At 68.0% G+C, this 24,972-nt stretch carries 28 protein-coding genes and 1 pseudogene; 11 read left to right on the forward strand and 18 right to left on the reverse strand.

Going from position 1 to position 24,972, the window contains the following annotated elements; translation table 11 throughout:
* Position 1: 1 nt before the first annotated feature.
* The 4 genes from BBX35_RS03535 to BBX35_RS03545 all read right to left on the reverse strand — a co-directional run bounded on the left by BBX35_RS03535 (position 2) and on the right by BBX35_RS03545 (position 3,147).
* Positions 2-418, reverse strand: a complete 417-nt coding sequence (locus BBX35_RS03535; protein ID WP_067216080.1) for a rhodanese-like domain-containing protein — start codon at positions 416-418, stop codon at positions 2-4.
* A 220-nt stretch (positions 419-638) separates the two neighbouring features.
* Positions 639-770: a hypothetical protein gene (locus BBX35_RS23975; protein WP_279626336.1), complete on the reverse strand. Its 132-nt coding sequence runs from the start codon at positions 768-770 to the stop codon at positions 639-641.
* 412 nt (positions 771-1,182) lie between these two features.
* Positions 1,183-1,566 carry a hypothetical protein gene (locus BBX35_RS03540; protein ID WP_425274551.1) on the reverse strand — a complete coding sequence of 128 codons (384 nt, stop codon included), beginning with the start codon at positions 1,564-1,566 and terminating at the stop codon, positions 1,183-1,185.
* A gap of 111 nt (positions 1,567-1,677) precedes the next feature.
* On the reverse strand, positions 1,678-3,147 hold the full coding sequence (locus tag BBX35_RS03545) for a methyl-accepting chemotaxis protein (protein WP_067216082.1): 1,470 nt from the start codon (positions 3,145-3,147) through the stop codon (positions 1,678-1,680).
* Between the two features lie 332 nt (positions 3,148-3,479).
* Here BBX35_RS03545 and BBX35_RS22690 point away from each other — a divergent pair, with 332 nt between their 5' ends.
* Positions 3,480-4,238, forward strand: a complete 759-nt coding sequence (locus BBX35_RS22690) for a DUF599 domain-containing protein (protein WP_083206004.1) — start codon at positions 3,480-3,482, stop codon at positions 4,236-4,238.
* 44 nt (positions 4,239-4,282) lie between these two features.
* Here the strand turns inward: BBX35_RS22690 and BBX35_RS24030 are convergent.
* The 5 genes and pseudogenes from BBX35_RS24030 to BBX35_RS03570 all read right to left on the reverse strand — a co-directional run.
* Positions 4,283-5,362 (reverse strand): annotated as a pseudogene (locus BBX35_RS24030) (adenylate/guanylate cyclase domain-containing protein); the annotation flags it as partial.
* 219 nt (positions 5,363-5,581) lie between these two features.
* A complete protein-coding gene (gene der, locus BBX35_RS03555; protein ID WP_067216087.1) occupies positions 5,582-7,069 on the reverse strand; it encodes a ribosome biogenesis GTPase Der in 1,488 nt (495 codons plus the stop codon).
* 142 nt (positions 7,070-7,211) lie between these two features.
* A complete protein-coding gene (locus tag BBX35_RS03560; RefSeq protein WP_341871203.1) occupies positions 7,212-8,576 on the reverse strand; it encodes an outer membrane protein assembly factor BamB family protein in 1,365 nt (454 codons plus the stop codon).
* Complete coding sequence (locus tag BBX35_RS03565; RefSeq protein ID WP_067216090.1) at positions 8,576-9,247, reverse strand: tetratricopeptide repeat protein; 672 nt, start codon at positions 9,245-9,247, stop codon at positions 8,576-8,578. The genes BBX35_RS03560 and BBX35_RS03565 overlap by 1 nt, the downstream gene beginning before the upstream one ends.
* A gap of 197 nt (positions 9,248-9,444) precedes the next feature.
* Complete coding sequence (locus BBX35_RS03570) at positions 9,445-10,026, reverse strand: NnrU family protein (RefSeq protein ID WP_067216092.1); 582 nt, start codon at positions 10,024-10,026, stop codon at positions 9,445-9,447.
* A 256-nt stretch (positions 10,027-10,282) separates the two neighbouring features.
* On the opposite strand from BBX35_RS03570, the gene BBX35_RS03575 reads away from it, so the two are divergent.
* Positions 10,283-10,558 carry a PilZ domain-containing protein gene (locus BBX35_RS03575; protein WP_067216094.1) on the forward strand — a complete coding sequence of 92 codons (276 nt, stop codon included), beginning with the start codon at positions 10,283-10,285 and terminating at the stop codon, positions 10,556-10,558.
* A 37-nt stretch (positions 10,559-10,595) separates the two neighbouring features.
* Here the strand turns inward: BBX35_RS03575 and BBX35_RS03580 are convergent, their stop codons facing one another.
* Both BBX35_RS03580 and BBX35_RS03585 read right to left on the reverse strand, forming a co-directional pair.
* Positions 10,596-11,468 carry an EamA family transporter gene (locus BBX35_RS03580; RefSeq protein ID WP_067216097.1) on the reverse strand — a complete coding sequence of 291 codons (873 nt, stop codon included), beginning with the start codon at positions 11,466-11,468 and terminating at the stop codon, positions 10,596-10,598.
* A gap of 111 nt (positions 11,469-11,579) precedes the next feature.
* Positions 11,580-12,200 carry a nitroreductase family protein gene (locus tag BBX35_RS03585; protein WP_067216100.1) on the reverse strand — a complete coding sequence of 207 codons (621 nt, stop codon included), beginning with the start codon at positions 12,198-12,200 and terminating at the stop codon, positions 11,580-11,582.
* A gap of 127 nt (positions 12,201-12,327) precedes the next feature.
* Here BBX35_RS03585 and BBX35_RS03590 point away from each other — a divergent pair, with 127 nt between their 5' ends.
* The gene (locus BBX35_RS03590) at positions 12,328-13,221 is read left to right on the forward strand and encodes a LysR family transcriptional regulator (protein WP_067216101.1); all 894 of its coding nucleotides are present in this window, start codon (positions 12,328-12,330) and stop codon (positions 13,219-13,221) included.
* Between the two features lie 6 nt (positions 13,222-13,227).
* Here the strand turns inward: BBX35_RS03590 and BBX35_RS03595 are convergent, their stop codons facing one another.
* The 3 genes from BBX35_RS03595 to BBX35_RS03605 form a co-directional block, all read right to left on the reverse strand.
* Positions 13,228-14,454, reverse strand: coding sequence for an MFS transporter (locus BBX35_RS03595; RefSeq protein ID WP_067216103.1), 1,227 nt, complete (start codon positions 14,452-14,454; stop codon positions 13,228-13,230).
* Between the two features lie 84 nt (positions 14,455-14,538).
* The gene (locus tag BBX35_RS03600) at positions 14,539-15,225 is read right to left on the reverse strand and encodes an aquaporin (RefSeq protein WP_067216105.1); all 687 of its coding nucleotides are present in this window, start codon (positions 15,223-15,225) and stop codon (positions 14,539-14,541) included.
* A gap of 65 nt (positions 15,226-15,290) precedes the next feature.
* Positions 15,291-15,623, reverse strand: a complete 333-nt coding sequence (locus BBX35_RS03605; protein ID WP_067216106.1) for an ArsR/SmtB family transcription factor — start codon at positions 15,621-15,623, stop codon at positions 15,291-15,293.
* A 121-nt stretch (positions 15,624-15,744) separates the two neighbouring features.
* Between BBX35_RS03605 and BBX35_RS03610 the strand changes: the two genes are divergently transcribed.
* The 3 genes from BBX35_RS03610 (at position 15,745) to BBX35_RS03620 (ending at position 17,625) form a co-directional block, all read left to right on the forward strand.
* Positions 15,745-16,095, forward strand: a complete 351-nt coding sequence (locus BBX35_RS03610; RefSeq protein WP_083206005.1) for a hypothetical protein — start codon at positions 15,745-15,747, stop codon at positions 16,093-16,095.
* Complete coding sequence (locus BBX35_RS03615) at positions 16,092-16,847, forward strand: class I SAM-dependent methyltransferase (protein WP_067216108.1); 756 nt, start codon at positions 16,092-16,094, stop codon at positions 16,845-16,847. The genes BBX35_RS03610 and BBX35_RS03615 overlap by 4 nt, the downstream gene beginning before the upstream one ends.
* 82 nt (positions 16,848-16,929) lie before the next feature.
* Positions 16,930-17,625: an aspartate/glutamate racemase family protein gene (locus tag BBX35_RS03620; protein WP_067216111.1), complete on the forward strand. Its 696-nt coding sequence runs from the start codon at positions 16,930-16,932 to the stop codon at positions 17,623-17,625.
* A gap of 6 nt (positions 17,626-17,631) precedes the next feature.
* Here the strand turns inward: BBX35_RS03620 and BBX35_RS03625 are convergent, their stop codons facing one another.
* Complete coding sequence (locus BBX35_RS03625; RefSeq protein ID WP_208979754.1) at positions 17,632-18,207, reverse strand: helix-turn-helix domain-containing protein; 576 nt, start codon at positions 18,205-18,207, stop codon at positions 17,632-17,634.
* A gap of 146 nt (positions 18,208-18,353) precedes the next feature.
* On the opposite strand from BBX35_RS03625, the gene BBX35_RS03630 reads away from it, so the two are divergent.
* The 3 genes from BBX35_RS03630 (at position 18,354) to BBX35_RS03640 (ending at position 20,865) form a co-directional block, all read left to right on the forward strand.
* Complete coding sequence (locus BBX35_RS03630; RefSeq protein ID WP_141687805.1) at positions 18,354-18,752, forward strand: hypothetical protein; 399 nt, start codon at positions 18,354-18,356, stop codon at positions 18,750-18,752.
* A 76-nt stretch (positions 18,753-18,828) separates the two neighbouring features.
* Positions 18,829-19,350 carry a copper chaperone PCu(A)C gene (locus tag BBX35_RS03635; protein WP_067216117.1) on the forward strand — a complete coding sequence of 174 codons (522 nt, stop codon included), beginning with the start codon at positions 18,829-18,831 and terminating at the stop codon, positions 19,348-19,350.
* Positions 19,351-19,479: 129 nt separating this feature from the next.
* Positions 19,480-20,865, forward strand: a complete 1,386-nt coding sequence (locus BBX35_RS03640) for a PepSY-associated TM helix domain-containing protein (protein WP_067216119.1) — start codon at positions 19,480-19,482, stop codon at positions 20,863-20,865.
* A 73-nt stretch (positions 20,866-20,938) separates the two neighbouring features.
* Here the strand turns inward: BBX35_RS03640 and BBX35_RS03645 are convergent, their stop codons facing one another.
* Entirely contained in the window at positions 20,939-21,925 is a 987-nt protein-coding gene (locus BBX35_RS03645; protein ID WP_067216122.1) for a nucleoside recognition domain-containing protein, read from the reverse strand.
* A gap of 116 nt (positions 21,926-22,041) precedes the next feature.
* On the opposite strand from BBX35_RS03645, the gene BBX35_RS03650 reads away from it, so the two are divergent.
* Together BBX35_RS03650 and BBX35_RS03655 are read left to right on the forward strand one after the other, a co-directional pair.
* Positions 22,042-22,500 carry an Lrp/AsnC family transcriptional regulator gene (locus BBX35_RS03650; protein WP_067216124.1) on the forward strand — a complete coding sequence of 153 codons (459 nt, stop codon included), beginning with the start codon at positions 22,042-22,044 and terminating at the stop codon, positions 22,498-22,500.
* 28 nt (positions 22,501-22,528) lie between these two features.
* Positions 22,529-23,119, forward strand: a complete 591-nt coding sequence (locus BBX35_RS03655) for a hypothetical protein (protein WP_067216127.1) — start codon at positions 22,529-22,531, stop codon at positions 23,117-23,119.
* Positions 23,120-23,129: 10 nt separating this feature from the next.
* Here BBX35_RS03655 and BBX35_RS03660 read toward each other — a convergent pair whose 3' ends face one another.
* Entirely contained in the window at positions 23,130-23,540 is a 411-nt protein-coding gene (locus tag BBX35_RS03660; protein ID WP_067216130.1) for a DUF3830 family protein, read from the reverse strand.
* 20 nt (positions 23,541-23,560) lie between these two features.
* Positions 23,561-24,970 (reverse strand): dihydropyrimidinase, encoded by a 1,410-nt coding sequence (gene hydA / locus BBX35_RS03665; RefSeq protein ID WP_067216132.1) that lies wholly within the window; start codon positions 24,968-24,970, stop codon positions 23,561-23,563.
* Between the last annotated feature and the right edge of the window lie 2 nt (positions 24,971-24,972).

Consider the following 24,972-nt stretch of genomic DNA (forward strand, 5'->3'; position numbering starts at 1 on the left):
TTCAAGACTTTTTCGGGGAGCTGCCCGGCAAGTCGACCGGTCCGCCGGCCTCGCGCCAGGCCCCGAAGCCCCCGGCGACATGCGCCACCGGCGCGAGGCCCATCTGCTGCACGGCATGGGTCGCCAGCGCCGACCGCCAGCCGGCGGCGCAGAAGAAGACGAAGCGCTTGTCCTCGCCGAAGACCGGCTTGAAATAGGGGCTTTCCGGGTCGACCCAGAACTCCAGCATGCCGCGCGGCGCATGCACGGCACCGGGGACACGGCCCTCGCGCTCCAACTCCCGGATGTCCCGGATATCCACGAAGACGACCCCGGGATCGCCATGCAGCGCGACGGCCTCGCCGACCTCCAGCGTCTCGATGGCGGCATTCGCTTCCTCGAGCAAGGCCTTGTATCCCTTGGTGATCTGTCCCGCCATCGCTCTCTCCCTGCACTCCGGCACGCGCCGCCCGGCTCCCGGGCGGGCCGCCATGTTTGCCGAGCCGTCGGCGCAGGGCAAGCCCTGTCCCCGCCGGAAACGCCGCCGAGCACGGGCGCAGAACGCGAAAAGGGCGCGGATTTCTCCGCGCCCTCGGCAATTCCTGCAGTTCGATATGTTGACCGCCCTTGCGCCTCCGCTGTCGCGGGCGCGGCACCGCCTAGTTCGCGATGGCCACGGTCGCGGGGGTGACATCCCCGCCGAACACATACATCAGCGCAAGCGCGCCACCCGCCAGGAGAACGACCCAAGCCGTTACACCCCAACAGGATTTCTGAACCTGTTCGTCCATGAAGTTCCTTGTTGCCCGAGTGTGGCGGCGCGTGTTTTGCCCCCAGCGCCGCGTTCGGTCCGAGGCGGGATTTAACGATTTGGCAATTATTTCGCAAGCGCAAAAAATGTGCGAGCTGACCTGCACGTCACGCATGACGGTTCGATGACCCTCGCCAATCCTCTTGCGATTTTTGCGCGAAAGCGTCTCGAAATTTTGCGACGAGCTCTCGAAATCCGTATCGAAATTCGAGAATTTTCGAGACTCCCGTCTCGAAATCGCAACCCGGCCTCTCCGCCGAAAACGGGGATAAGCGCCGGCGCAGACAAACAGGCGACCGGACACGCAGGCAACGGGGATATCCGGCTGTCAGCCGGGAACCCCGGCCGTCCTTGCCGGTCCGGCGATCATCATCTCGCAGATGCGAAGAAGGTCAGCGGCGGGGTGTCAGGATCTCGGTGCCGACCCCTTCGGAGTCCGCAACCGTCCACAGACCTTTCAGCGAGCCGTCGGGCTCGATGCTGTAGATGACGAGGCCGATGGCGGAGCCGAGCGAGTAGCCGGCCGAGAAGGCGGACCCGTTGCGCATGCAGATGCCCTGCGACACCGTATCGCCGGTGGTCCACTTGATCCGGCAGGTCGTCGAGCTGGTCTGCGTGACGACGGCGGTGCCGCGATAGGCGGACCCGTCGAGATTGGTTCCGGCGACGTCGTAGGTCCCGCCGATCGACTGGGCGCCTGCCGGCGCCGCGGCCGCCGCAATGCCCGCGCACAGGACCGCTGCGCGCAGCCCCCTCACCCAGCCCGTCATGTCCATCCCCTCAGCTCCCGCGACATCGCCAATCCGTCGATGTATCCGCGCGGATGGTAATACAGGTCCGCGCGGCTTGCCACGACGACGAGGGGGCTGGCGCATGCGGTCAGCGCCTTACGCGATGGAGCGGGAAGCCTCGCGCACCTTCACCGTCGCCTGCTCGACCCGCACCGTCTCGGACGAAAGCGACTGCATGTTGCTGCTGATGGCGGCGACGCCGGCATGGGCCTGCTGCATGTTGCCGGAAATATCGCGGGTCACGACGGACTGCTCCTCGATGGCCGCTGCAACGCTCGCCGAAATGTCGCTGATCTCCTGGATGATCGACATGATCGCGTGAATGGAGCCTTCTGCCTGGGACGAGGACTCCTGCACCGAGGCAATGCGCGCATTGATGTCCTCGGTCGCCTTAGACGTCTGTGCCGCAAGGTTCTTGACCTCGCTCGCCACCACGGCAAAGCCCTTTCCGGCCTCGCCGGCACGCGCCGCCTCGATCGTGGCGTTGAGCGCCAGGAGGTTGGTCTGTCCGGCAATGGTGTCGATCAGCTCCAGCACCTCGCCGATCTTCTGTGCGTTCGCCGCAAGCCCGGTCATGACGGCCGAAGAGTTGCGCGCTTCGTCAACAGCACGCGCAGCCACCCGCATGGCCTGGTCGACCTGACGATTGATCTCCCCGATGGAGGCGACAAGCTCTTCCGTTGCCGAGGCGACCGCCTGGACATTGCCGGAGGCCTGCAAGGACGAGGCGGACGCATCGGCCGCCTGCGCACTCGCCTGCGTGATCGCAGCGACCACGGAATCCAGATCGCCGTCGATCTGCTTCTGCACCGCTTCCCGGCGCCTGCGCAACTGGACCTGTTCCGTGCGGTCGGTGGCAAACTTGACCACCTTCACGGGCTTGCCGTCTTCGTCGAGGATGGGATTGTAGGTCGCCTGGATCCAGACTTCCTTGCCGCCCTTGCCGAAGCGAAGGAATTCGTCCGCCTGGAACCGGCCCGCGCGCAACTCGTCCCAAAACCCACGGTATTCGGGGCTGCGCGCGTAGTCGTCGCTGACGAACATGCGGTGGTTCTTGCCGACGATCTCGTCGAGCCGATAACCGATGGCCTTCAGAAAGTTGTCGTTGGCGTCCAGGATCGTGCCGTCCATGGCAAAGCTGATCACCGCTTGCGAGCGACGAATCGCCTCGATCTCGCCGGCCGTCTCGAGACTGTGCCGCTTGGCTCTGCTGATGTCGTTGGCGATCTTGACCACCCGCACGGTGCGCCCCGCCCGGTCGAAGACCGGTGTGTAGGTCCCCATCAGCCAGATGTCCCGGCCGTCCTTGCCGACGCGGCGAAACTCGCCAACGTACTTCTCGCCGCGCGCGAGCTGCGTCCAGAACACGCTGTACTCGGCGCTGTCGCGTTCGCTCGGCCGCACGAACATGCGATGATGCTTGCCGCGAATGTCCTCCAGCGTATAGCCGACCGCCTTCAGGAAATTCTCGTTCGCATCGATAATCGTACCGTCCGGCTTGAACTCGATCAGCGCCTGCGACCTGCCGATCGCCTCGATGAACGCCGTCTTCCCGCTGTAGAACATGGAGTCACTCTCCCGACAACTCGACCGAGGAGAACGTAGCGTAACCCAGATTGAAAAAGTGCTAATCCGATTAAATAAATCAAGCTGCAATAATAATACCATGGCACTACAATGCGTAAAACTTTATCCAAAACCCGCGACTTGTAAGTAAAATAACTAAAGGAGACTTAGGAATAAAACTCCGGAAATTCCCCCCATCGCATTTCTGCGGAAAAAAGGGCAAATAACGACGGAAAATGCATCGACACGTTCCCGCACGCAGGCAGTTGATCCTCATCGCATACGAGGTCAGACTTCGGCCGAAACGCAATGGCAGAGCGAGGACCGCGAACATGATCGACCTGGCCGGAACGGACCTGACGGCGCTGGCCTGGTTCATCGCCGCGTGGCTGGGATTCAACGTGCTGGTCGAGTTGACGCCGCTGAAAAGACGCACCCTCTCCTACCACATGAACATGCATCGCCGCGGCTGGATGGAGATGATGAGCCGCCGGCCGGTGCGGATCATGGATGTCGGCATCGCCGCCGGCCTGCAGCAGGGCACCGGCTTCTTCGCCTCCACCTCGCTGCTCGCCATCGGCGGCTGCTTCGCGCTGCTGACCTCGACGGACTCGATCCTCAAGATGATGAGCGACCTCGGCCTCAAGGGCGGCGGCAACCCGGCGCTGTGGGAGCTGAAGGTGATCGGCCTGACGCTGATCTACGCCTATGCGTTCTTCAAGTTCGGCTGGGCCTATCGGCTGTTCAACTACGCCACCATCCTGATGGGCGCGATGCCGGAAGAGAACGCGCCGGAGGAGCACCGCCGCGTCTTCGCCGAGAAGTCGGCCGGGATCATGGTGCTCGCCGGCACGCATTTCAATCGCGGCCAGCGTGCGTTCTTCTTCTCGGTCGGCTATCTCGGCTGGTTCGTCGACCCGCGCGTCTTCATGGCCACCACGTTCTTCGTGGTCTGCGTGCTGGCGCGCCGTCAGTTCGCCTCGAGAGCAAGGGCGCTGGCCGCCGCATTGCACCAGCTGCCGTCGGCGCCGATCGAGCCGGCCGGCGGCATGAACACCGACACCGGCTCCTCGAACCCCTTCACCCGATAGCTGCCGAGCGCGCCGGCATGGCAACCCATGATGTCGGCGATGGCCTCCGAGACGAGAATGTCCTGCTCCAGCTCGCGGGTCAGCCCTGCGATGCGCGAGGCCAGGTTGACCACTGGCCCGACGACCGTGAAGTCGAGCCGCGCCTCGGCCCCGACATTGCCGAAGAACACGTCGCCCGCATGCAGCGCGATGCCGACGCGCATCGGCGGCTTTTCGGCGCAGCAGTCGCGGTTCATCTCGGCGAGTGAAGCGCTGGCCTCACGCGCCGCCAGCAGCGCCTGGCGCGCCGCATGGCGGGCGCTGGCCTCGCAGACATAGGGGAAGACGGCCATGACCTCGTCGCCGATGAACTTCAGCACCTCGCCGTCATGCGCCTCCACCGCTCGGTTGACCACGTCGAAATAGGCGTTGAGCAGCTTGATCAGCTTGTCGCCGGGAATGGCGTTGGACAGCTCGGTGAAGCCGCGCAGGTCGAAGAAGCCGACCACGGCGGAGATCGTCTCGCCGTCGCCGCGCTGCACCGTGCCCGCCAGCACGCGCGCGCCGGCGCGCCGGCCGACATAGGTGTCGAGCAGCGTGTGGCTCATACGCTTGAGGGTGTAGAGCTCGCACAGAAGCGCCAGCGGCCGGGCGATGGTCTCCAGAAGCGAGATCTCCGAGCCGGAGAAGCCGCCGCTGCGCCCGGTGGCGAAGGTGACGCCCTTCACCGTGCCGTCGGAAAACGGCAGCGGCAGCGCGATGTAATCGGTGAGACCGGCTTCCAGCAGCTCCGGCACGATGCCGTAGGCCGGCAGCTCGCCGCCGGCGCGCAGGCGGATGCGCACGCTGCGCCGCTCGGAGAACACCACCTTGAACGGGCTGTTGTCGTAGGCCTTGATGCTTTCCGCCGTCTCCATGTACCGGCGCAGCTCGATGCCCTTTTCCGCCGTCCAGGTGATGCCTTCGGTGCGCACGTTGGGATGCAGCACGGAAATGCCGGTGGCGATCCGGTCGATCTGGATGCCGGCCTCGTTGAGGCGCATTGCCAGCGTCTCGATGAGGGTCGAGACTTCCTCCACCTGCACCGCATCGCCATGGAGCCACTCCATGACCTCTGCGGCGACCAGACTTGCACTGATTGTCATGCGCGGCGCCCCTCTGGCATTGGTCCGACCGGCATCCGCAATACCGGCGGCGGTCCCGCGCCGCACAGGGCACGAGCGAACTGGCTGCGCGCAGGCCCGCCCCGCGCGCGTGGAGTCATGTGGTACGCAAGCACGCGGAAGGGAAGAGGCTGAAAGACGCCTTCCCTTCACAAGCTCCTGATCGGCCCATCAGGGACAGGCCAGAACACAGGCCGCAGCCTACTGGATCTTGCGCCTTTTTGCCTTCGCCGCATAGGGGTTCTCGCCCTTGCGGTAGCTGAGGCGGATCGGCGTGCCCGGCATGTTGAACGTCTCGCGCAAGCCGTTGACCAGATAGCGCGTGTAGCTTTCCGGCAGAACCTCGGGACGCGAGCAGAACACGACGAAATGCGGGGGGCGCGCCTTCACCTGGGTGACGTAGCGCAGCTTGATGCGCCGACCGGCCACCGCCGGGGGCGGATGGTGGACGAGAACGCCGTCGAGCCAGCGGTTGAGCCGCGAGGTCGACACGCGGCGGTTCCACATATCGTAGGACTGGAACGCCGCGTCCATCAGCTTGTCGAGGCCGCGCCCGTGCAGGCCCGACAGCGTGACGATGCGCACGCCGCGGATCTGGTTGAGGTAGCGCTCGGTCGCATCGGAGATGCGCTGCATCGCCTCGGCGTGGTCCTCGATCAGGTCCCACTTGTTGATGGCGATCACCACGGCGCGGCCCTCGCGGGCGACGAGGTCGATGATCTGCAGGTCCTGCTTCTCGAAGGGAATCGTCGCGTCCAGCGTGACGATGACCACCTCGGCGAACTTGATGGCGCGCAGCGCATCGGCGACGGAGAGCTTTTCCAGCTTCTCCTGCACCCGCGCCTTGCGGCGGATGCCGGCGGTGTCGAACATCTTCACGTGCCGGTCGCGCCAGACCCAGTCGACGGAGATCGAATCGCGCGTGATGCCGGCTTCCGGGCCGGTGAGCAGGCGCTCTTCGCCGAGGAACCGGTTGATCAGCGTCGACTTGCCCGCATTGGGGCGGCCGACGACGGCCACGCGCAAGGGACGCTGGGCGCTGCCGGCGGCCGGGCCCTTGTCCTCTTCCTCGACGACCTCGCCGTCCTCGTCGGTGGCGAGCTCCACGTCGGTCTCGGCGATCTCGCCCGGCGGCAGCGCCGCTTCCGCGGCCCGCGCCTCGGCGGCAAGGGCCGCTTCCTCCTGCTCCTCCACCGCGTCGACCACCGGCCGCAGCGCCTGGTAGAGATCGGCAAGACCCTCGCCGTGCTCGGCGGACATGGCGATCGGCTCGCCGAAGCCGAGGCTGTAGGCCTCGTAGAGCCCGCTCTCGCCCGAGCGCCCTTCCGCCTTGTTGGCGATCAGGATGACCGGCTTTTCGGTCCGGCGCAGCATGTTGGCGAAATGGCTGTCGTTCGGCGTGAGGCCGGCGCGCGCATCGATGACGAAGAGCACCGCGTCGGCATCGGCGATGGCCTCGTCGGTCTGGGCACGCATGCGGCCCTCGAGGCTGGCGGCGTCCGCCTCCTCGAGACCGGCGGTGTCCAGGATGGTGAAGCGCAGGTCGCCGAGGCGCGCGTCGCCCGGACGGCGGTCGCGGGTCACGCCCGGCGTGTCGTCGACCAGCGCCAGCCGCTTGCCGACGAGACGGTTGAAAAGGGTGGACTTGCCGACGTTCGGGCGTCCGATGATGGCGATCTTGGCAGGCACTGTCCTGTAACCCCGGAAATGGCGAAAGCCCGGGCGGAATACACCCGCCGCGGGCCTGGATCAAATGAAGCATCCCGCGCCGTCACGGACGCGGGATGCGGAAAGGCCGGGAGCTGGCCGGGCGACGCGCGCCCGCGCTCCGTCAGTTGAACGCGACGACGTCGCCCTTGGAGGTGATGGTCACCATCCGCCCCCCGGCGATGATCGGCGTCACGTAGATGTCTTCCGAGGTCTGCGACACGCCGAGCACGCGGCCCGAGGCGGCATCCACCCGCACGAGGCGGCCATCGCTGGAGACGGCGACGAGCACGCCATTGGCGAGCACCGGGCCGGCCCAGTTGATGCGGCTCTTCTTCTTGCCCTCGACATTCGGCAACACGGTGCGCCACAGCGGCTGGCCGTTGGACCGGTCGAGCGCGACCATGCGGTCCTCGATATCGATCAGGAACACGCTGCTGCCCGACACGATGGGCGTGTGCAGCGAGCCGACATCCTGCTCCCACACGCGCTCGCCGTTGCGCAGCCGCGAGGCGACGAGACGGCCGGACACGCCCGAGGCGAAGACCATGTCGCCATTCACGACCGGGCTGGCCGACACGTCGGTGAAGCCGGAGACCGCGCGGGTGCGGTAGGAGCGGGTCACGCCCTCGACCCATTTCGGCTCGCCGCTCTTCATGTCGAGCGCCATCACCTCGCCGGAGGTGAAGGGAACGATGACGGTGCCGCCGGAAATCGCCGGATTGGCGAAGGCGAGCAAGCCGCTGCTTTCGGCGATACCGGCATAGGACCAGCGCTCGGCGCCGTCGTCCTGCGCGGCCGCATGGACCTCGCCGGTCTGGGTGACGGCGACGACCGTGCCACCAGCCGCGGCCGGGGCCTGACGGGCCGGAGCGTTGATGCTCTTGGTCCACAGCACCGCGCCGGACGAGGCGTCCAGCGCCACGAGCTGGCTGTAGCCGGTGGCGACGAAGACGCGGCCGCCATCGACGGCAACGCCGCCGCCGGATGCCACGCCGCTCTCGCCCTCGGGCCGCAGCGAGCGGCGCCACAGGCGGCCGCCATTGGTCGACAGTGCGGTCACATCGCCGTTCTGGTTGTAGACGAAGATGCGGCCATTGTCGGAAACGGGACGAGCGGCAATGCGCACGGCGCCGGAGAACATGCCGCCGCCGCTGCCGCCGACGGATGCGCGCCAGGCGCGGCCGCCGGAGATCGAGGCCGAGACATTGCCGGAATTGTTGCCGGCATCGCCGCCGCCCTGCCGCCATTCGACGGAGCTGGCCGAGCCGATGCTGGCGGAACGGTTGCCGCCCTCGGCGCCGGGAACGGCGTTGTCGAACAGCGCCTCGCGCTCGCCCGGCAGCACCGTCTCCTTGGAGAAGGGGTTGAGATCGGACAGCGACGAGCAGCCGGCCAGGGCCAGCGCCGCCAGCGACAGGGTCGCGGCGCGCAGGAAGGCGCGAGAGCCGTTGCGGTGAAGAACGTGACTATTCGGGCGCATGCTCATCAGGAGCCCTCCCCGGCCGGCTTGCCTTCGGCAGCGTCGATCAGCTCCAGCAGGGTGCGGGCGCGCGAGGCGACGTCACCGGGCACTCCCTCCTGGTCGAGAATGCCGCCGAGCCAGCGACGGGCGGCGGCGGGGTCGTTCTGCTTCCAGGCGGAGAGCGCAAGCGCCTCGCGGGCCAGGAAGCGCCAGGCATTGTCGTCGCCCGACAGTGCCTCGAGGCGCTGCGAGGCGCCCTGGTAGTCTTCAAGGTCGAGCGCCAGGTAGCCGGCGCGCAGACGGGCAATGTCGCGAAGCAGCGGCGCGGCGCCGGTGTCGGCGGCGATCGCATCGAAGGCGGCGATGGCGCCGGCCTTGTCGTCCGCCTGCGCCTTCAGCGCGGCAGCGCGCATGCCCGCGAGCTGCGGATAGCCGCCCGGACCGTTCGCCAGTTCGGCAAGCCGCGCCTCGGCCTCTGCGAAATTGCCCTGATCGGCAAGCCGGGCCGCAGCCACGTAGACATCACCGGCCTCGCGGCCCGCGCTCTCCTGCCAGTAGAGCCAGCCGCGCCAGCCGGCCGTGCCGGCAACGATGAGGACAGCAACGGCGATCAGGTAGGTCCCGAAACGGTTCCACAGGCGCTTGTAGCGCTCGTGCCTGATCTCCTCGTCGACCTCGCGAAAAATGTCGGACATACGCTGCGAATTCCCGATACTTGAGAAATGCGCCGCCCGGTCTGCCGGTGCGGCGCGGCGCCACCATATCCATTTGACCTTTCACTGGCAAACGGCAGTGACCGCTCCGGAAAAGCGGCAGGCACCGAAATGAACGCGCGCCTCTCCCCTTGCGCGTCTTCGTGGCGCAAGTGAGGCAGGCGCGCGCCGGTTTCGCCTCACACCACGGGCACGCCGATCAGCAGCTCGTGCAGGTAGAAGACGAAGGCGAGATAGAGCCCCAGACCCACGGCCAGCGAGACGATATCGCCCGCGGCGGAAGGCGCTCCGGCGGCCGCAGCTCCGCCCAGCGTCGCAGGGCGCCGCTTCAGCGAGATGCGGTCGACGACGCCCCAGGCGAGGAAGGCCGCGAAGAGCAGCACCGACGCGAGGTCGCCATTGGCCAGAAGATGCGCGAAGGCCCAGATCTTCACCGCCAGCACCATCGGGTGCTCGACCGCCTTCTTGATGCGCCCGGTCGGCGCGCCGGAGGCGACCAGCAGCACGAAGACCGGCAGCATCAACAGCATGGTGACGTGGCGCATCCAGACCGGCGGATCGTAGAGGATCGGCGGGCCTTCGGCCCGTGCCGCGCCATAGCCGTAGACCAGCAGCGCGAAGCCGGCGAGCGAGACGACGGTGAACAGGATGCGATAGCCGCCGGCGCCCAGCCGCGCACGCAGGCTGTCGCGCAGGCCGGTCATCATCGGGACGGTGTGCACGCCGATAAACACGACGAGCCCCAGGACGAGCAGGGTCATGGCGATGAAATCTCCCTCTTTGAGCGGCAAGCGTTGACCTGCCGCGCGCCCAGGGTCAAGCGATACGGCCCGCCGATGCGGCCCGGCCCGGCAAGCCCGGCGGACTGTTGCAGAAAAACGACGCGCCTCCCCCGCCATTCCCTTGCCGCGGTCAATCCGCAAAAAACCCGATTGTGGGCCTATTGCAGCCGCAACCAGCTTGGAGAATCACTGCAAGAGGGGCCATAGTTCGCGCGATTCTTGGAGGCGGGATGAGATGACGATTCGCGACAGGCGGAGCAGTCCGCGCCACCGGACGCTCAAAAGCGGCCGGATCGTCGTGGACGGCGGGGCGAAAATCCACGAATGCCGCGTCCGCAACCTGTCCGAAGACGGCGCCCTGCTGAAACTGCCGAGCACCGCCGAGATCCCCGACCGCTTCGAGCTGCGCATCGTCAACGAGGACATTGCCGTCGCCGCAATCGTGCGCTGGCGCACAGCAACGGAACTCGGCATCCAGTTCGAGATCGAGGACGGCGAGACGGCGGGCTGAGCCACCGTCCCGCAAGCTAATCCCAACACGTTTTGCCTCAGGGCTGAGGCGCAGCCGGCACGGCCCTGCGCCGCACCGCGACCTGCGCGGCCCAGACGCCTGCCAGCACCAGCGCGACACCGGCGATCTGCGCCGGGGCGAGCGCCTGGCCGAGCAGTCCCCAGCCCAGCAGCACCGCCGTGGTGGGGCTGAGGAAGCCGAGCGAGGCGACAGCCGAGGGCTCCAGCCGCGAGATGCCGCGGAACCACAGCACATAGGTCAGCGCGCTGGAGAGGCTCATGTAAAGGAAGCCGACCATGTTGCGCGCGCTCGGCGCGGGCGGCAGCGGCTCCAGCACGGCAGCCATCGCCACCAAGAGCACCCCGCCGGCGAGCAGCTGCCAGGCCGCGAAGACGAGCGGCGAGACCGGCGGCTGCCAGCGGCGGGTCAGCACCGTGCCCAGCGCCATGGAGACGGCCCCGCCCAGCGCCGCCGCGATACCCACCGCATCGAGCGCCGCCTCGTTGCGCAGCACCAGCAAGGCGACGCCGCACAGACCGGCAAGGGCGGCGAGAACCGCAAGTGGGCGGATCGCGCTGCCGAGAACGACGGCGGCCACGAAGATGACGATGAGCGGCTGGACCGCACCGACCGTCGCGGCGATGCCGCCGGGCAGCCGGTAGGCGGCGATGAACAGCAGCACCATGAAGATGGCGAAGTTCAACGCGCCCAGCACGAAGGACCGCCAGATCCACTCGCCGCGCGGCAACTGGCGCACCAGCAGCAGCAGGAGCAGACCGGCAGGCAGGACGCGGGCGGCGGACACGAAAACCGGGTGGCCGGGAGGCAGCAGCTCGGTCGTGACAATGTAGGTGCTGCCCCAGACCACCGGCGCGAGCGCGGTGGTCAGAAGATCGGAAGCGCGGAACATGACGGGCCTCGTTTGAGGAAGGGCGGGAACGGGCCGGACGGCAGGGACGCCGCCCGGCGATCTTGGCGGGCGCGAGAGGGGCAGACAAGCCCCCTCGCCCGTCCGGCAAGCTCAGGCGTGCGACAGCACCTCGCGGAGCGGACGGCGCGGCTTTTGCGGCCAGTTGCCGGGCGCGGCGCGGCCGACGGCGAGCAGCATCACCGGCACTTCGCCCTCAGTGAGGCCGAACTCGGCACCAACGCGGGCCGGATCGAAGCCGACCATCGCCCCGCTGGCGAGCCCGCGGGCAGCGGCGGCCACCATCATGAAGGAGGCGGCCAGCGTCGCCGAGCGCACCGCCTCGTCGCGCGCCGAAACCGGATCGGCGCCATAGGCATCGGCAACAGCGCGGGTCCAGTCGGCGACCATGCCGGCCGGCATGAACCCGGCCTCGACGGACGGGCGCAGCCGCTCGCCGAGCCCCTCTGCATCCGGATGGCTGCCGACGATGATGAAGGTGACCGCAGCCTCCGACACCTTGGCCTGGCCATAGGCCGCCTCGCGCAACCGCGCCTTGGCCTCGGGCGAGGTAACCGCGACGAAGCGCCAGTTCTGCAGGTTGTAGGCGCTGGGCGCGCGCGTCGCGAGATGGACGAGCTCCTCGACCTCGGCGACAGCGAGGTGGGCGGCGGGATCGAACAGATTGGCCGAGACGCGGCCTTCCAGAAGCGTGGCGATGTCGATAACGGTCATGATGCAGGTTTCTCCGTGAACGGTGCCGGGAGCCCGTGCTCCCTCCTTGCCCAAAGAGATATTCCCGTTCCCCCTACGCGATAATACGGCTATTCATCCGCTCACTCGAAACGGAGAGTGCATAATCATGGAACAGCTCACCGCGCTTCGCGTCTTCCGCCGGGTGGTGGACGACGGCTCCTTTGCCGGCGCCGCGCGCAGCCTGTCGCTGTCGCCGGCGGCGATCAGCAAGAATGTCGGCGAGCTGGAAGCCCATCTCGGCGTGCGCCTGCTCAACCGCACGACCCGGCGGATGAGCCTGACCGAGCCGGGCCGGCTCTACTACGAGCAGGTGGCCCGCATTCTCGACGATCTCGCCGAGGCGGACGGGTCGATGCAGCCGCTGCGCCACCGGCCGAGCGGGCTGTTGCGGGTCGCGGCGCCGATCAGCCTGACGGTGACCCGCCTGTCGCGCTCGATCACCGCCTTCATGCAGGCCTATCCGGAGGTGGAGATCGACCTGCACCTCGACGACCGGCGGGTGGATCTCGTCAAGGACGGCTTCGACATCGCCATTCGCGGCACGCCGAAGCTGGAGGATTCCAGTCTCGTCGCCCGGCGTCTGATGGCGATGCGACATGTGATCTGCGGGGCGCCGGGCTATTTCGACAAGGCCGGCCGGCCGCGCCACCCGGAGGAGCTGGCAAGCCACCGGATCGTGCAGTTCTCGCTGTCCGGCAACGCGGGCGAATGGGTGCTGGAGCGCGCGGGCGAGCGCGTGACGATGCCGGTCGCAAGCCGCTACCGGGTGTCGACCAGCCTTGCCGTGCGCGAGGCGCTGCTGGACGGCTACGGCCTGTCGCTGATCCCCGCCCCTTACGTGCGCGAGGAGATCGCCTCCCGGCGACTGGAGACGGTGCTGGACGACTGGGCCTCGCCGGACACGCAGGTCTATGCGGTCTATCCCTCGCGCCGCTACCTGCTGCCGAAGGTGCGCGCGCTGATCGACCATCTGGCCGAGGACCTGCAGAGCGAGGCGTGACAAGCCTCAGCGCGGGGCCTTCAGCGCCGCGAACCAGAAGCCGAGGCACAGCGACAACGCGCCGACAAAGATCGCCGCCAGCACCGCGCCGTAGCCGCCGGACGCCTGCCACAGCAGCGCGGCAGCCAGCGGGGCGAGCGCCTGCATGAAGTTCATCGGCCCGGTGAGCGAGCCGCTGACCGCGCCATAGGCCTCGCGGCTGACCATCTCCGGCACGGCGAGGCCGCGCACGATGGTGATCATGCCGTTGGCGGCGCCATAGACGGCGGCGACGGCGCCGATCACCAGCACCGAGGGCGGAGCGAAGGCGAGCGCGGCAGCGGCGAGCGGAAAGACGATGACGATGGCCGAGCCGATAACCCGCACGGGCGCGGCCGGCGCCAGCATGCGGATGGCGATGCGCCCGGCGACCTGGGCCGGGCCGATCACCGCCATCACCGCGACCACGCCGGCCGCATCCAGCCCACGCTCCAGCAGCAGCGGATAGAGATGATAGGTCAGCGAGGAAAACGCCGCCGCATAGGAGACCCAAGCCAGCATCAGGCCCCAATAGGACGGCCGGCGCATCGCCGCCGCCACTGCCCGGCGCCCCGACAGCGGCGCGCTGCCGTCCTCATGGACCGGAGCGGGCGCATCGCGCGCCGGATTGATCGCCAGGAAATAGAGCAAGGCGCACAAAAGGCCGTTGACGCCGGCCATGACCACCAGCGCGCCGCGCCAGCCCTGCGTCTCGATCAGGAGCTGGATGATCGGAATGAAGACGGTGCTGGCGAACCCGCCCCACAGGGTGAGCGCGGTGATGCCGCTGCGCGCCTTCAAGGGGCCGACGCGGCGGGCGATGACGGCGAAGGCCGGCTCGTAGAGCGTTGCCGCCTGCAGCATGCCGAGCCCGGCAAGCACCACATAGAAGGTTGTAATCTCTTCCACCTGCGACCAGGCGAGAAGCAGCAGGCCGGCGAGCACGGAGGCGCCCGCCATGAGGTAGCGCCCGTTCCCCCGGTCGATGGCGGCACCGACCGGATAGGCGGCCATGCTGGCGAGCACCACTCCGAGCGTCGCGGCCCCGTAGAGAACCGGCTTGGACCAGCCGAGGTCGCCGCGCATCGCCTCGGCGATCAGCGGGAAGCCGTAGAACAGCGTGCCCCAGGAACAGATCTGCGCGATGCCGAGCGCCGTGATGAACCAGCCGGTTCCGGCTGCTTGCGCATCAACGCCAAGGGGGCGCTGCGACATCGTCAATGACCTTTCGGATGGCCGGCCCGAAGACCATGCGGGCGGCAGGCAGGTGGCGGGAGCGGCGGGGCGCCGGGGGCGGCCTCAGGCCGCGCGGGCAGCGCCTGCCGTCTCCCGCTCCACAAGAAGCCACCGCAGCAGCGCGAAGGCAAGAGCCGCGCCGAGGCATTCGGCAAGGATGAAGGCCGGAAGGTCCGCCGGGCGGATGCCGGCGAACGTGTCGGTGATGCTGCGCGCCACCGCCACCGCCGGATTGGCGAAGGAGGTGGAGGCGGTGAACCAATAGGCCGCGGTGATGTAGAGGCCGACGAGCCAGGGCACGGCCTCGCCCCGGAAGCGCAGGCCGGCGAGGATCGTCAGCAGCAGGCCGAAGGTGGCGACGCCCTCGGCGAGCCACTGGGCCGGCCCGGTGCGGAGGGTCGCCGAAACCTGCAGCAGCGGCAGCTCGAACATCGCGTGGGCGACGAGCGTGCCGAGCAGCCCGCCGAACACCTGGGCAAGCATGTAGGCGCCCGCCTCTCGCGGACAAAGCGCCCGCCGCAGCGCGAAGACCATCGTGACAGCGGGATTGAAATGCGCGCCGGACACAGGTCCGAGACAGGTGATCAGGACCACGAGGATCGCGCCGGTCGGCAGCGTGTTGGCCAGCAGGGCAAGCGCGGCATCGCTCGTCAGCCGGTCGGCCATGATGCCCGAGCCGACGACCGTCGCGACCAGAATGCCGGTGCCGAGTGCCTCCGCCGCAAGCCGGCGCTGGAGATCGAACCCCATGGGTCAGCCCGCCGCCCCGATGCCGTGCACGCTCATCCGCTTCTCCATTTCATGTCTGCCGAGGGTCAGCACTTGCAGGTCACCGCGTCGATCACCGGGCGGCAGAGCTCGGGCGCGCCGTTGCAGCAGTCCTCCATCAGGAAGGCCAGCAGATCGCGGAAGCCCGTCATGTCGGCGGTGTAGCGCACGCTGCGCCCGTCCCGTTCGGCACGGATGAGGCCGGCCTGGGTCAGCGTCTTGAGATGGGCGGAGACGGTGTTCTGGACCGCGCCGAGGCGAGCCGAGACATCGCCGGCGGCAATGCCGTCCGGCCCGGCCTGCACCAGCAGGCGGAAGATGTCGAGCCGGGTCTCCTGCCCGAGAGCGGCCAGGGCGGCGAGTGCGGATGTTTTATCCATCTATCTCTCCTTCTGGATATATCGATACATTGAGGCGCCACCTCACGCAAGCGGCTTGACGCGCGCATCCGCATTCGCCAATCTTGAAACGTTATTACATAACAAATCAGGATCCCGCCGCATGCGCCTCTTCGTCAATCCGTTCGCCCCGCGAGGCCGACGCCCCTCCCCCGCCGATACCGCCGCAACCGGCGCCGAGACGGAGGCGGAACGGCACGCCCAGCGCCAGCGCATCAAGGAGGCGGTGCGCAAGGTGCTGGCGCCGGGCGAGGACGCGGTGATTTCCATCAGCGAGCTTGCCTGCGGCGAGGATGGCTGCCCGGACGTGGAAACGGTGATCGGCATCCACGAGGCCGGCGCGCCCACGCGCCGGCTGCGCCTGCACCAGCCGCTGGCCGAGGTGGGCCTTGCGGATATCGCGGCTGCCGCAGAGGATGCCCGCCGAACCGCAGACAAGGACGCGTCCGCATGAGCACGAACCCCGTCGACCTGATGACCGAACGTCTGCTGGACGAGGCGGGAATCGCCCCCGGCTGGACGGTGGTGGATATCGGCTGCGGGCCCGGCGCGGTGACGCGGATGATCGCCCGCCGGGTCGGCCCTGGGGGCCGGGTGCTGGCCGTCGACCGCGATCCCGCCATGCTGGACATGACCCGGCGCATGGCGGCGGACGAAGGCCTTGCCAATGTGAGCGTCATCGAGGGCGGCTTCGATGCGGAGCTTCCCGGTCACGGAACGATCGACGCCATCGTCGGCCGCAGGGTGCTGATGTACCAGGCGGACCCGGTCGCGGCGGTCGAAGCGCTTGCCCGCGCACTCAGGCCCGGCGGGGTCGTCGCCTTTCACGAGCACGACGCCTCACAGCTGGTGCCCGGGCGCCATCCCCTGCCCCTGCATGACGAGGTGCGCGACTGGCTGGCAAAGATGCTGAGCCGGGAAGGCGCGCGGCTCGACATGGGGCTGACGCTGCACGAGGTGATGAGCGCGGCGGGCCTTGCCGTCGAGAGCGTACGGGCGGAGGCGAACCTCCTGACGCCCGACAGCAGCTATCCCGTCGGCATGATCGTGCGGGCGGTGATGCCCCGGCTGGAGCGCTTCGGCATCACCGACATGGCCAGCGCCGATCCGGACACGCTGGACGAGCGGCTGCGACAGGAGCGGCAGGCGAACGGTGCCACCTGCCTGTGGGAGCTGGTGTTCCGCGCCGTTGCCCGGAAGATGTGAGCGCCTCTCCGCCCGTCCGGTTGACCGGCACAATCGTTCGATATAATGAACAGTCGTACGAAATGATGGATGGAGCGCGGAAATGGTACGGCATGTCGGCATCATCGCCTGTTCGGCGGAAGGGGCGGCGGAGTGCTACCGCACCCTTTGCGCGCAAGCCGAGCCCCTGCTCGGGGCCCACGGAAATCCGCCGGTCAGCCTGCACATGCAGCCGCTTGCCGACTACGTCCGCCATCTAGAGGCCGGGCGCGCCGATCTTGTCGGCGAGCTGATGCTGGACAGTGCCAGGCGGCTGCAAGCCTGCGGCGCGGACATGCTGATCTGCCCGGACAACACCATCCACCAAGGCCTGCCGCATGTGGCGGACCGCATGCCCCTGCCGTTCCTGCATATCGCCGAGGTGGTGGCCGAGGAGGCGGCGCGCCGCGGCTTCCGGCGGCTGGCGCTGACCGGCACGGTGTGGCTGACCGAAAGCGACGTCTATCCGCAGGCGCTCGGCAAGCAGGGCATCGAGACCGTGCTGCCGACGAAGGCGGAGCGGACCGAGATCGGCCGCATCATCATGGACGAACTGGTGCGCGGGAAGCTGGAGACCTCGGCGGAGGCCTTTTTCCAGCACGTCATCGGTCGCATGGCGCGCGAGGACGGGTGCGACGCCGTGGTGCTCGGCTGCACGGAAATCCCGCTGCTGATGAACGACGGCAACTCGCCGCTGCCGACGCTCGATTCGACGCGGCTGCTGGCGCTCGCCGCCCTGCGGCACGCGGTAGAAGCGTAAGCGGTCTCAGCCGTGCTCGATGATCAGCACGGCGCGGGTGTCCGGCTCCAGGGCCTCGAACGCGTGGGCGACATCCGCCGGATAGGCGGCATAGTCGCCGGCGGCTAGCTCCACCTCGCGCCCCTGCTGGCCGAGACGGGCGCGGCCGCGCATCACCACCACATGCTCGCGCGTGCCAGGCCCATGCGCTGCGGAAAGATGCGGCGTGCCGGGCTCGGCCTCGATCACGTAGAGATCGCGCCGCGCACCGGGTCCGGCCGCAGACAGCAGACGGGCAAGATAGTCGGCATGGTCCGAGCGGGTCGACGGTCCCTCGCCGGCGCGGATCACCTCGACCTCACCGCGCGGCGCCTCCAGCAACGCGGCAACGCTGACGCCCAGCGCATTGGCAAGTGTCCAAAGCGTCTCGATGGCGGGATTGCCGTTCCCCGATTCCAGCTGCGACAGGGTCGACTTGGCAAGGCCCGCGGCGCGCGCAAGCTCGCTTGCCGACAGGCCCGCTCGTTGGCGCTCGCGGCGCACCGCAGCGCCGACCACGGCGCCGATGCCGGTAGCCCCCTTGATGCCCTCGCTGCCGTCCACCCGCCCGCCTTTCCTCGCCTTTCGCGAATGCCGACCCTGCGCCGGCGGTCACCCTGCGACTATAGAAGCGCTGGTGCGCGGGAGCCATCTTCCCCGCGACGATTTCCCCTCGTGACAGATGCACGCAGCGCAGCTAGAGACGTGTCATGCACAGCATGAGGGAACTCCTGAAGGACCGGTTGCTGACGTGGTCGATGGCCGCGACGATCGTCCTTGCCATGCTGCTGCAGGGCGTCATCGCCGCCAATGCGCGCACGGTGATGGCCGCCGACGGCACCAGCCCGGCCTATGTGCTGTGCTCGCCGACGGCAATCGCCGAACCGGACGACAACCATCCTCTCAAGGACCTGGCCCGCGACTGCTGCTCGACGCTGTGCAAGCTCGCCTGCGTCGGCGGCACGCTGGCAGCCCCTGCCGCGATCGTCCTGCCCGCGCCCGAGGCGGCCGAGACCGACGCCTGGGTGCCCGCCCCGGCACCGACCGCGCTTGCGCGCGCGGAAGGTCCGCCGCCACCGGCCCGCGCACCGCCGCATATCTCCATCTGACGCAAGCCAATACCCAAGGACCGGCCGCGCCCGAAGGCCGCCGGTCAGCATAATTGCGACTTATGGAGCCTATCCCATGCGTATTCTTCAGTTCGTCTTCGCGGCAGCCCTGACGCTCGTCGCCTTCGTCGGTGCCCAGGCCCACAGCTACCGGGTCGGCGAGATCCAGATCGGTCATCCCTGGACCCGCGCGACGCCGCCCGCCGCCAAGGTGGCCGGCGCCTTCATGAGCTTCACCAACGAGGGCGGCGCGGCCGACCGTCTGGTCGGCGGCTCTTCGCCGATTGCCGAAAGGGTCGAGATCCACACGATGGAAATGGCCGGCGGCGTCATGAAGATGCGCCCGCTTGCCGATGGCCTCGAGGTGGCGGCCGGCGCCAAGGTGGAGCTCGCGCCCGGCGGCATCCACATCATGCTGATCGGGCTCAAGCAGCCCATCGCCGAAGGCGACAAGGTGCCGCTGACCCTCACCTTCGAGAAGGGCGGCGACATCCAGGTCGAACTGGCGGCCGACAAGATGGGCGCCGGCGGCAAGGCGCAGGACCATGGCAGCCATGGTCACGGCGAGGGCAAGAAGACCGACCACAGCACCCACTGATCCCGGCACGGCGCCGGGCGAGGCTTTCGGGCCGGCGCCACCGGATCGTCCCGACAAACGGCACCGAGGCCGTCCCGCCGCCGCAGCATTGCGCGCGGCGCAGGGGCTGCTGTGCCCGGAGATCCATCGATGACCGATACCACCGCGCAGGACGCCGGAACGGGGGCGCTCGCCTCCCCCGCTTCCAGCTCCGATCTCTACCGCGCCGTCTGGCGCTGGCACTTCTATGCGGGCCTTCTGGTCCTGCCCTTCATGATCACGCTCGCCGTCACCGGCGCGCTCTATCTCTTCCGCGAGGAACTGGACGCGATCCTGCACGCGGACCTGAAGCGGGTGGAAATCCGCGAGACCGTCGCCAAGGCAACGCCGTCCGCCATCGTCGCGGCGGCGCTCGACGCCTATCCCCGCCGGGCGGTGAAGTACATCTCGCCGGCAGGAGACAGCGACTCTGCCGAGATCACCGTCAGTGCCGACACGGGCCAGCGGCTCGCCGTCTATGTCGACCCGTACGACGCCACGGTGCTGGGCGCCCTGCCCGACCGCGGCACGGTGATGTGGACCGTGCGCTACCTGCACAGCCTGCGCTATTTCGGACCCACCGTGCGCAGCGTGATCGAGATCGTCGGCGGCTGGTCGATCCTGCTGGTCGGCACCGGCATCTACCTGTGGTGGCCGCGCAGACGCGGGCGCGGCGGCGTCACCAGCGTGCGCGGCACGCCGAAGAACCGGATGTTCTGGCGCGACACCCACGCGGTGACCGGCATCTTCGTCGGCTTCTTCATCGTGTTCCTGGCGATCACCGGCATGCCGTGGTCCGGCAACTGGGGCGCCAAGGTCAACGAATGGGCCAACGGCAACAACTTCGGCTATCCAGCCGGCGTGCGCGTCGACGTGCCGATGTCGGACGTCAAGCTGGCCGAAATCGCGCCAACCACATGGTCGCTGGAGCAGGCACGGATCCCGCAGTCGACTGATGCGGCGCCGCAGGCACGCGACATGGGCCTCGACCGCGCGGTCGAGATCATCGACGGGCTGGGCCTGCACCGGGGCTACACGATCGGCCTGCCCTCCTCGCCGACCGGCGTCTACTCGGCCTCGGTCTATCCGGACGACCTGGCGCAGCAGCGCGTGGTGCATCTCGACCAGTACAGCGGCAAGCCGCTGGTCGACATGAGCTATGCCGATTACGGCCCGCTCGGCCGATGGCTGGAATTCGGCATCAACACGCATATGGGTCAGCAATTCGGCCTGGCGAACCAGCTCCTGCTGGTCGTCGTGTGCCTGGCCATCGTGATGCTGGCGGTCTCAGCCGGCGTGATGTGGTGGAAGCGGCGGCCGAAAGGCAGCCTCGGCGTGCCGCCGATGCCGGCGGACAGACGGGTGTTCCGCGGGCTGCTGGCTATCCTCGCCATCGGCGGCATCATTTTCCCGCTGGTCGGCCTGTCGCTGATCGCGATGCTGGCCGTCGACCTGCTGGTGATCCGCCCGCTCGGCACGCGCCTGTCGGCGCGCTGAACGCAGATCGGAAACGGCTCGCGGCGGCACCGGCTGCCGCGAGCCTCAAGCGTAAAACGTCAGGCGGCAAGGCTCAGGCGGCATCCGCCCCGGCTTCGCGCGCGGCGCGGGCCTGCGCCGGTTCGGCGAACAGGATCCAGTCCGGGATCAGCGAGACGATCTTGGCCAGCAGAGCGGTCGCAACGACGGCGAAGAGCAGGCGGCCGAAGAAGACGCTGGTGAAGTCCGCGCCCACCGCGACGACGATCAGCGTGTCTTCGATCAGGCTGTGGGCAAAGCCCATGAAGGCGCTGGCGAGGAACACCTGGCGCGGGTCGACGCGCGATTCCCGCGCCTCGCGGATCAGCAAGCCGCCGCCATAGGAAATGCCGAGCAGCAGGCCGACGGACGCGAACGGTACGGCAGGCGGAGCAATGCCCGCCAGGCGGAACAGCGGCACCAGCGCGCGGATCAGCCGGTCCATGATGCCGGTGACCTTGAGGATGTCCATCAGCCAGCACAGGCCGAACAGGATCACCAGCATCATCAGAAGCGTCTTGCCGAGGCCGACGGCGAAGCCGGTCCAGGTCGAGGTTTCCTCCATCGGCATCCACACCGGCGACAGCGGCGTGGAGAGCCAGCCGGTGGCCTCGTAAAGCTGGTGGAGAAGCGCCGCGCAGGCGAGACCGCCGACAACGCGCAGCACCGTGGTGATCCAGAAGCCCGGCCCGGCACGCTGGATGATGCGCTGCTCGATGGGCAGCGCATGCGCGAAAAGCAGCAGGGTCGAGAAGACGGTGATGTCGGCCACGGTGAGCTCGGACACCGGCACCAGGGCGAAGACGATGACGATGGCGCCCCACAGGCCGATCAGCAGGCCGGTGAGCCAGGCGAGCGCGATCTCCGGCGGCAGGCCGTAGAGCTGCATCACCGGCTCGAAATACGGCGACATGGCGCGGATGGCGCCAAGACGCGCCAGGATCTCCACGATCACCATAACCGGCACGATGATACGCACCAGTTCCCAATAGATTCCAAAGGTATCGCGGGTCCGCTGGATCAGCTGCGCACGCACAGACATTCGAGTCACTCCGACATTTTCGTGCGCTACCGATACCGCAGCCGCGCGGCATTTTTGGTCAAACTTTGCAGCTTCGTGCAATTTTATTGCATAGTGATCCGAACGCTGGAGGCGCCATGGATCGCATCGACAGGAAGCTGCTGAACCTGCTGCAGGCGGACGCCGCGCGCACCAATGCCGACCTTGCCGAGGAGGTCGGCCTGTCGCCGTCGAGCTGCCTGCGCCGCATCCGCAGGCTGAAGGCGGCCGGCGTCATCGACCGCACGGTCGCCATTCTCAACCCGACACGCGCCGGCAAGGGCCTGAAGGCTGTGGTGACGGTGGAGCTGGAGCGCCACGGCGAGCAGCAGACCCGCCGTTTCCTGGCGCTGGTGGAGAACGAGCCGGCGGTGGTGCAGGCCTACAGCGTCAGCGGCGAGACGGACGTGGTCCTGATGCTGCGGCTGTCGGGCATGGAGGAATTCGACGGGCTGTGCGAACGTCTGTTCCGCAACGAGACCAATGTGGCGCGCTTCTACACGATGTTCGTGATCCGCACCGGCAAGGAGACCACGGCGATCCGGCTGGCGCCGTGACACAAGCGAGACTGGAGACCGCGACACGATGGAGACGATCGTCCCCAATGCCGGCGCCTTCCTGCATGTGCGGGTGTTCATCGGCATCATCACCGGCCTGTGCGTCGCGCGGCTGCTGAACGGGCTCGCCAACATGGTGCAGACCCCGCGCCGCGAGCATCTCTACAGCGTCCATATCGGCTGGGCGCTGTTCCTGCTGCTGGCGGTGATGCATTTCTGGTGGTTCGAGATCGGCCTTGCCCGGATCGAGCGCTGGACGTTCGGCCTCTACTTCCTGGTGGTGGCCTACGCCTCGTGCTTCTTCTTCACCTGCGCCATCCTGTTCCCGGACAAGGTCGGCGAGAATGCGAGCTACCGGGACTATTTCCACACCCGCCAGAAGTGGTTCTACGGGCTGCTGGCGACGCTGTTCTGCATCGACATGCTGGATACGGCGATGAAGGGGGCGGAGCACTTCCGCTCGTTCGGGGCGTTCTACCCGCTGCGGCAGACGGTGCTTGCCACCCTGTCGATTGCTGCGATGTGGATACGCGCGCCGCGCTTCCACATCGCCTTCATGGTGGTGGCGCTGGCCGCGGAGGTCTTCTGGATCCTCGACCAGTTCGCCGTGCTGGACTGAGCCTGAAGGGTCAGGCCGCCTCGAAGCGGATGTCCTGCGCGCCTTCCCACAGGACCTTGCGGCCGAGCTCCGGCAGCTTGTCGAGGTTGGAGGTCAGCGTGATGAAGTGGTTGCCGGCGAGCTGGCCCATCTTCGAGGAGAAGTCGACGCCGCCATAGGCGAGCAGGATCTCCGTCTCGCTGATGCCGCCGGGATAGAGCAGGATGTGGCCCGGCGCCGGATGGCTGGTGTGGTTCTCGTAGCCGACGCCGAAGGAGAAGTCGCCGAGCGGGATCCACACGCCCTCGCCCGACCAGCGCACATGCACGATCTGCCCGGCAAAGGGCATGCGCGCCAGGAACGCCTTGCAGGTCTCCGGCGCCTTTTCCGTCTCCAGCACCGCATCGAAGGTGAAGGGGCCGGCGGTGATCTTGATCTTCATAGTGTTTCCTCCTTTGGACGTCAAAGCGGAGCGGCGCCGCGGGTGCGGGCCGAACGATAGGTGCCGTCGCCCTTGGCGCCGACGAGCGTGTTGTCGCGGACCATCACCCGGCCGCCGAGGATGACCGTGGTCGGCCAGCCGGTGACCTCCAGCCCCTCGTAGGGCGAGTAGTCGGCCCCGTCATGCAGGTCCGCGTGGCGGATGGTGCGCTTTTCCGCCGGGTCCCAGATGGCAAGGTCGGCATCGGAGCCGATGGCGATGGTGCCCTTTTCCGGATAGAGGCCGTAGGTGCGCGCATGCGCGGTCGCGGCCAGCGAGACGAAGCGCGGCAGGTCGATCCGCCCCTTCATCACGCCTTCTGAAAAGAGGATCGGCAGCCGCGTCTCGACGCCGGGAATGCCGTTGGGGATGTGCCGGAAGCTGGTGAGGCCCTTCGGATTGCGCTTGCCGCGCTCGTCGTCGTAGCGGAACGGGCAATGGTCGGACGAGAACAGGTCGAAGACGCCCGTCTCGATGCCGCGCCAGCATTCGGCCTGGGCCGCCTTGTCGCGCGGCGGCGGCGAGCAGACGAACTTTGCCCCCTCCCAGTCCATGCCGTCGAGATCCTCGGCCGTCAGCACCAGGTATTGCGGGCAGGTCTCGCCGACCACCTTGAGCCCGCGCGCGCGGGCCCGCGCGATCTCCTCCATCGCCTCGCCGTTGGAGACATGGACGATGACGATGGGCACGTCGACGATCTCGGCGAGCGACAGCGCCCGGTGCGTCGCCTCGCGCTCCACCGCCACGGGACGGGTGGAGGCATGGGCGCGCGGGGCGACGTCGCCGGCCGCCTCGTGCCGGGCGATGAGGAAGCGGATCGCGTCCTCGTTCTCGCAATGGACCATGACGGTGGCGCCCGTCGAACGGGCAACGTCCAGCGTCTTGAGGATCTCCGCATCGCTGAGCCGCAGGTCCTCGTAGGTCATGAAGACCTTGAACGAGGAATAGCCGTCGGCGGCGAGCGCCGGCAGCTCCTGGCCAAGCAGACTGTCCGTCGGGTCCGAGACGATCAGATGAAAGCTGACATCGGTGTAGCAGTTGCCCTCGGCCAGCTTGTGATAGGCGGTCAGCGCCTCGCGCATCGGCCGCCCCTTCTCCTGCAGGCAGAAGGGCATGATGGTGGTGTTGCCGCCGAACAGGGCCGAGAGCGTGCCGCTCTCGAAGTCGTCGGCCATGACGATGCCCTCGCCCGAGGGCTGCGAGACGTGGACATGGCTGTCGATGCCGCCGGGCAGCACATATTTGCCGCTCGCGTCGATCACCTCGCAATCGCCGGTCAGCGCCTCGCCGATCTGGGCGATGCGCCCGTTGCGAATGCCGATATCGGCACGGAACACGTCCGAGGCGGTGGCGATGGTGCCGCCGCGCACGATCAGGTCGAAACGGTACATGT

The sequence above is a fragment of the Stappia indica genome (assembly GCF_001696535.1).
GTDB lineage: Bacteria > Pseudomonadota > Alphaproteobacteria > Rhizobiales > Stappiaceae > Stappia > Stappia indica.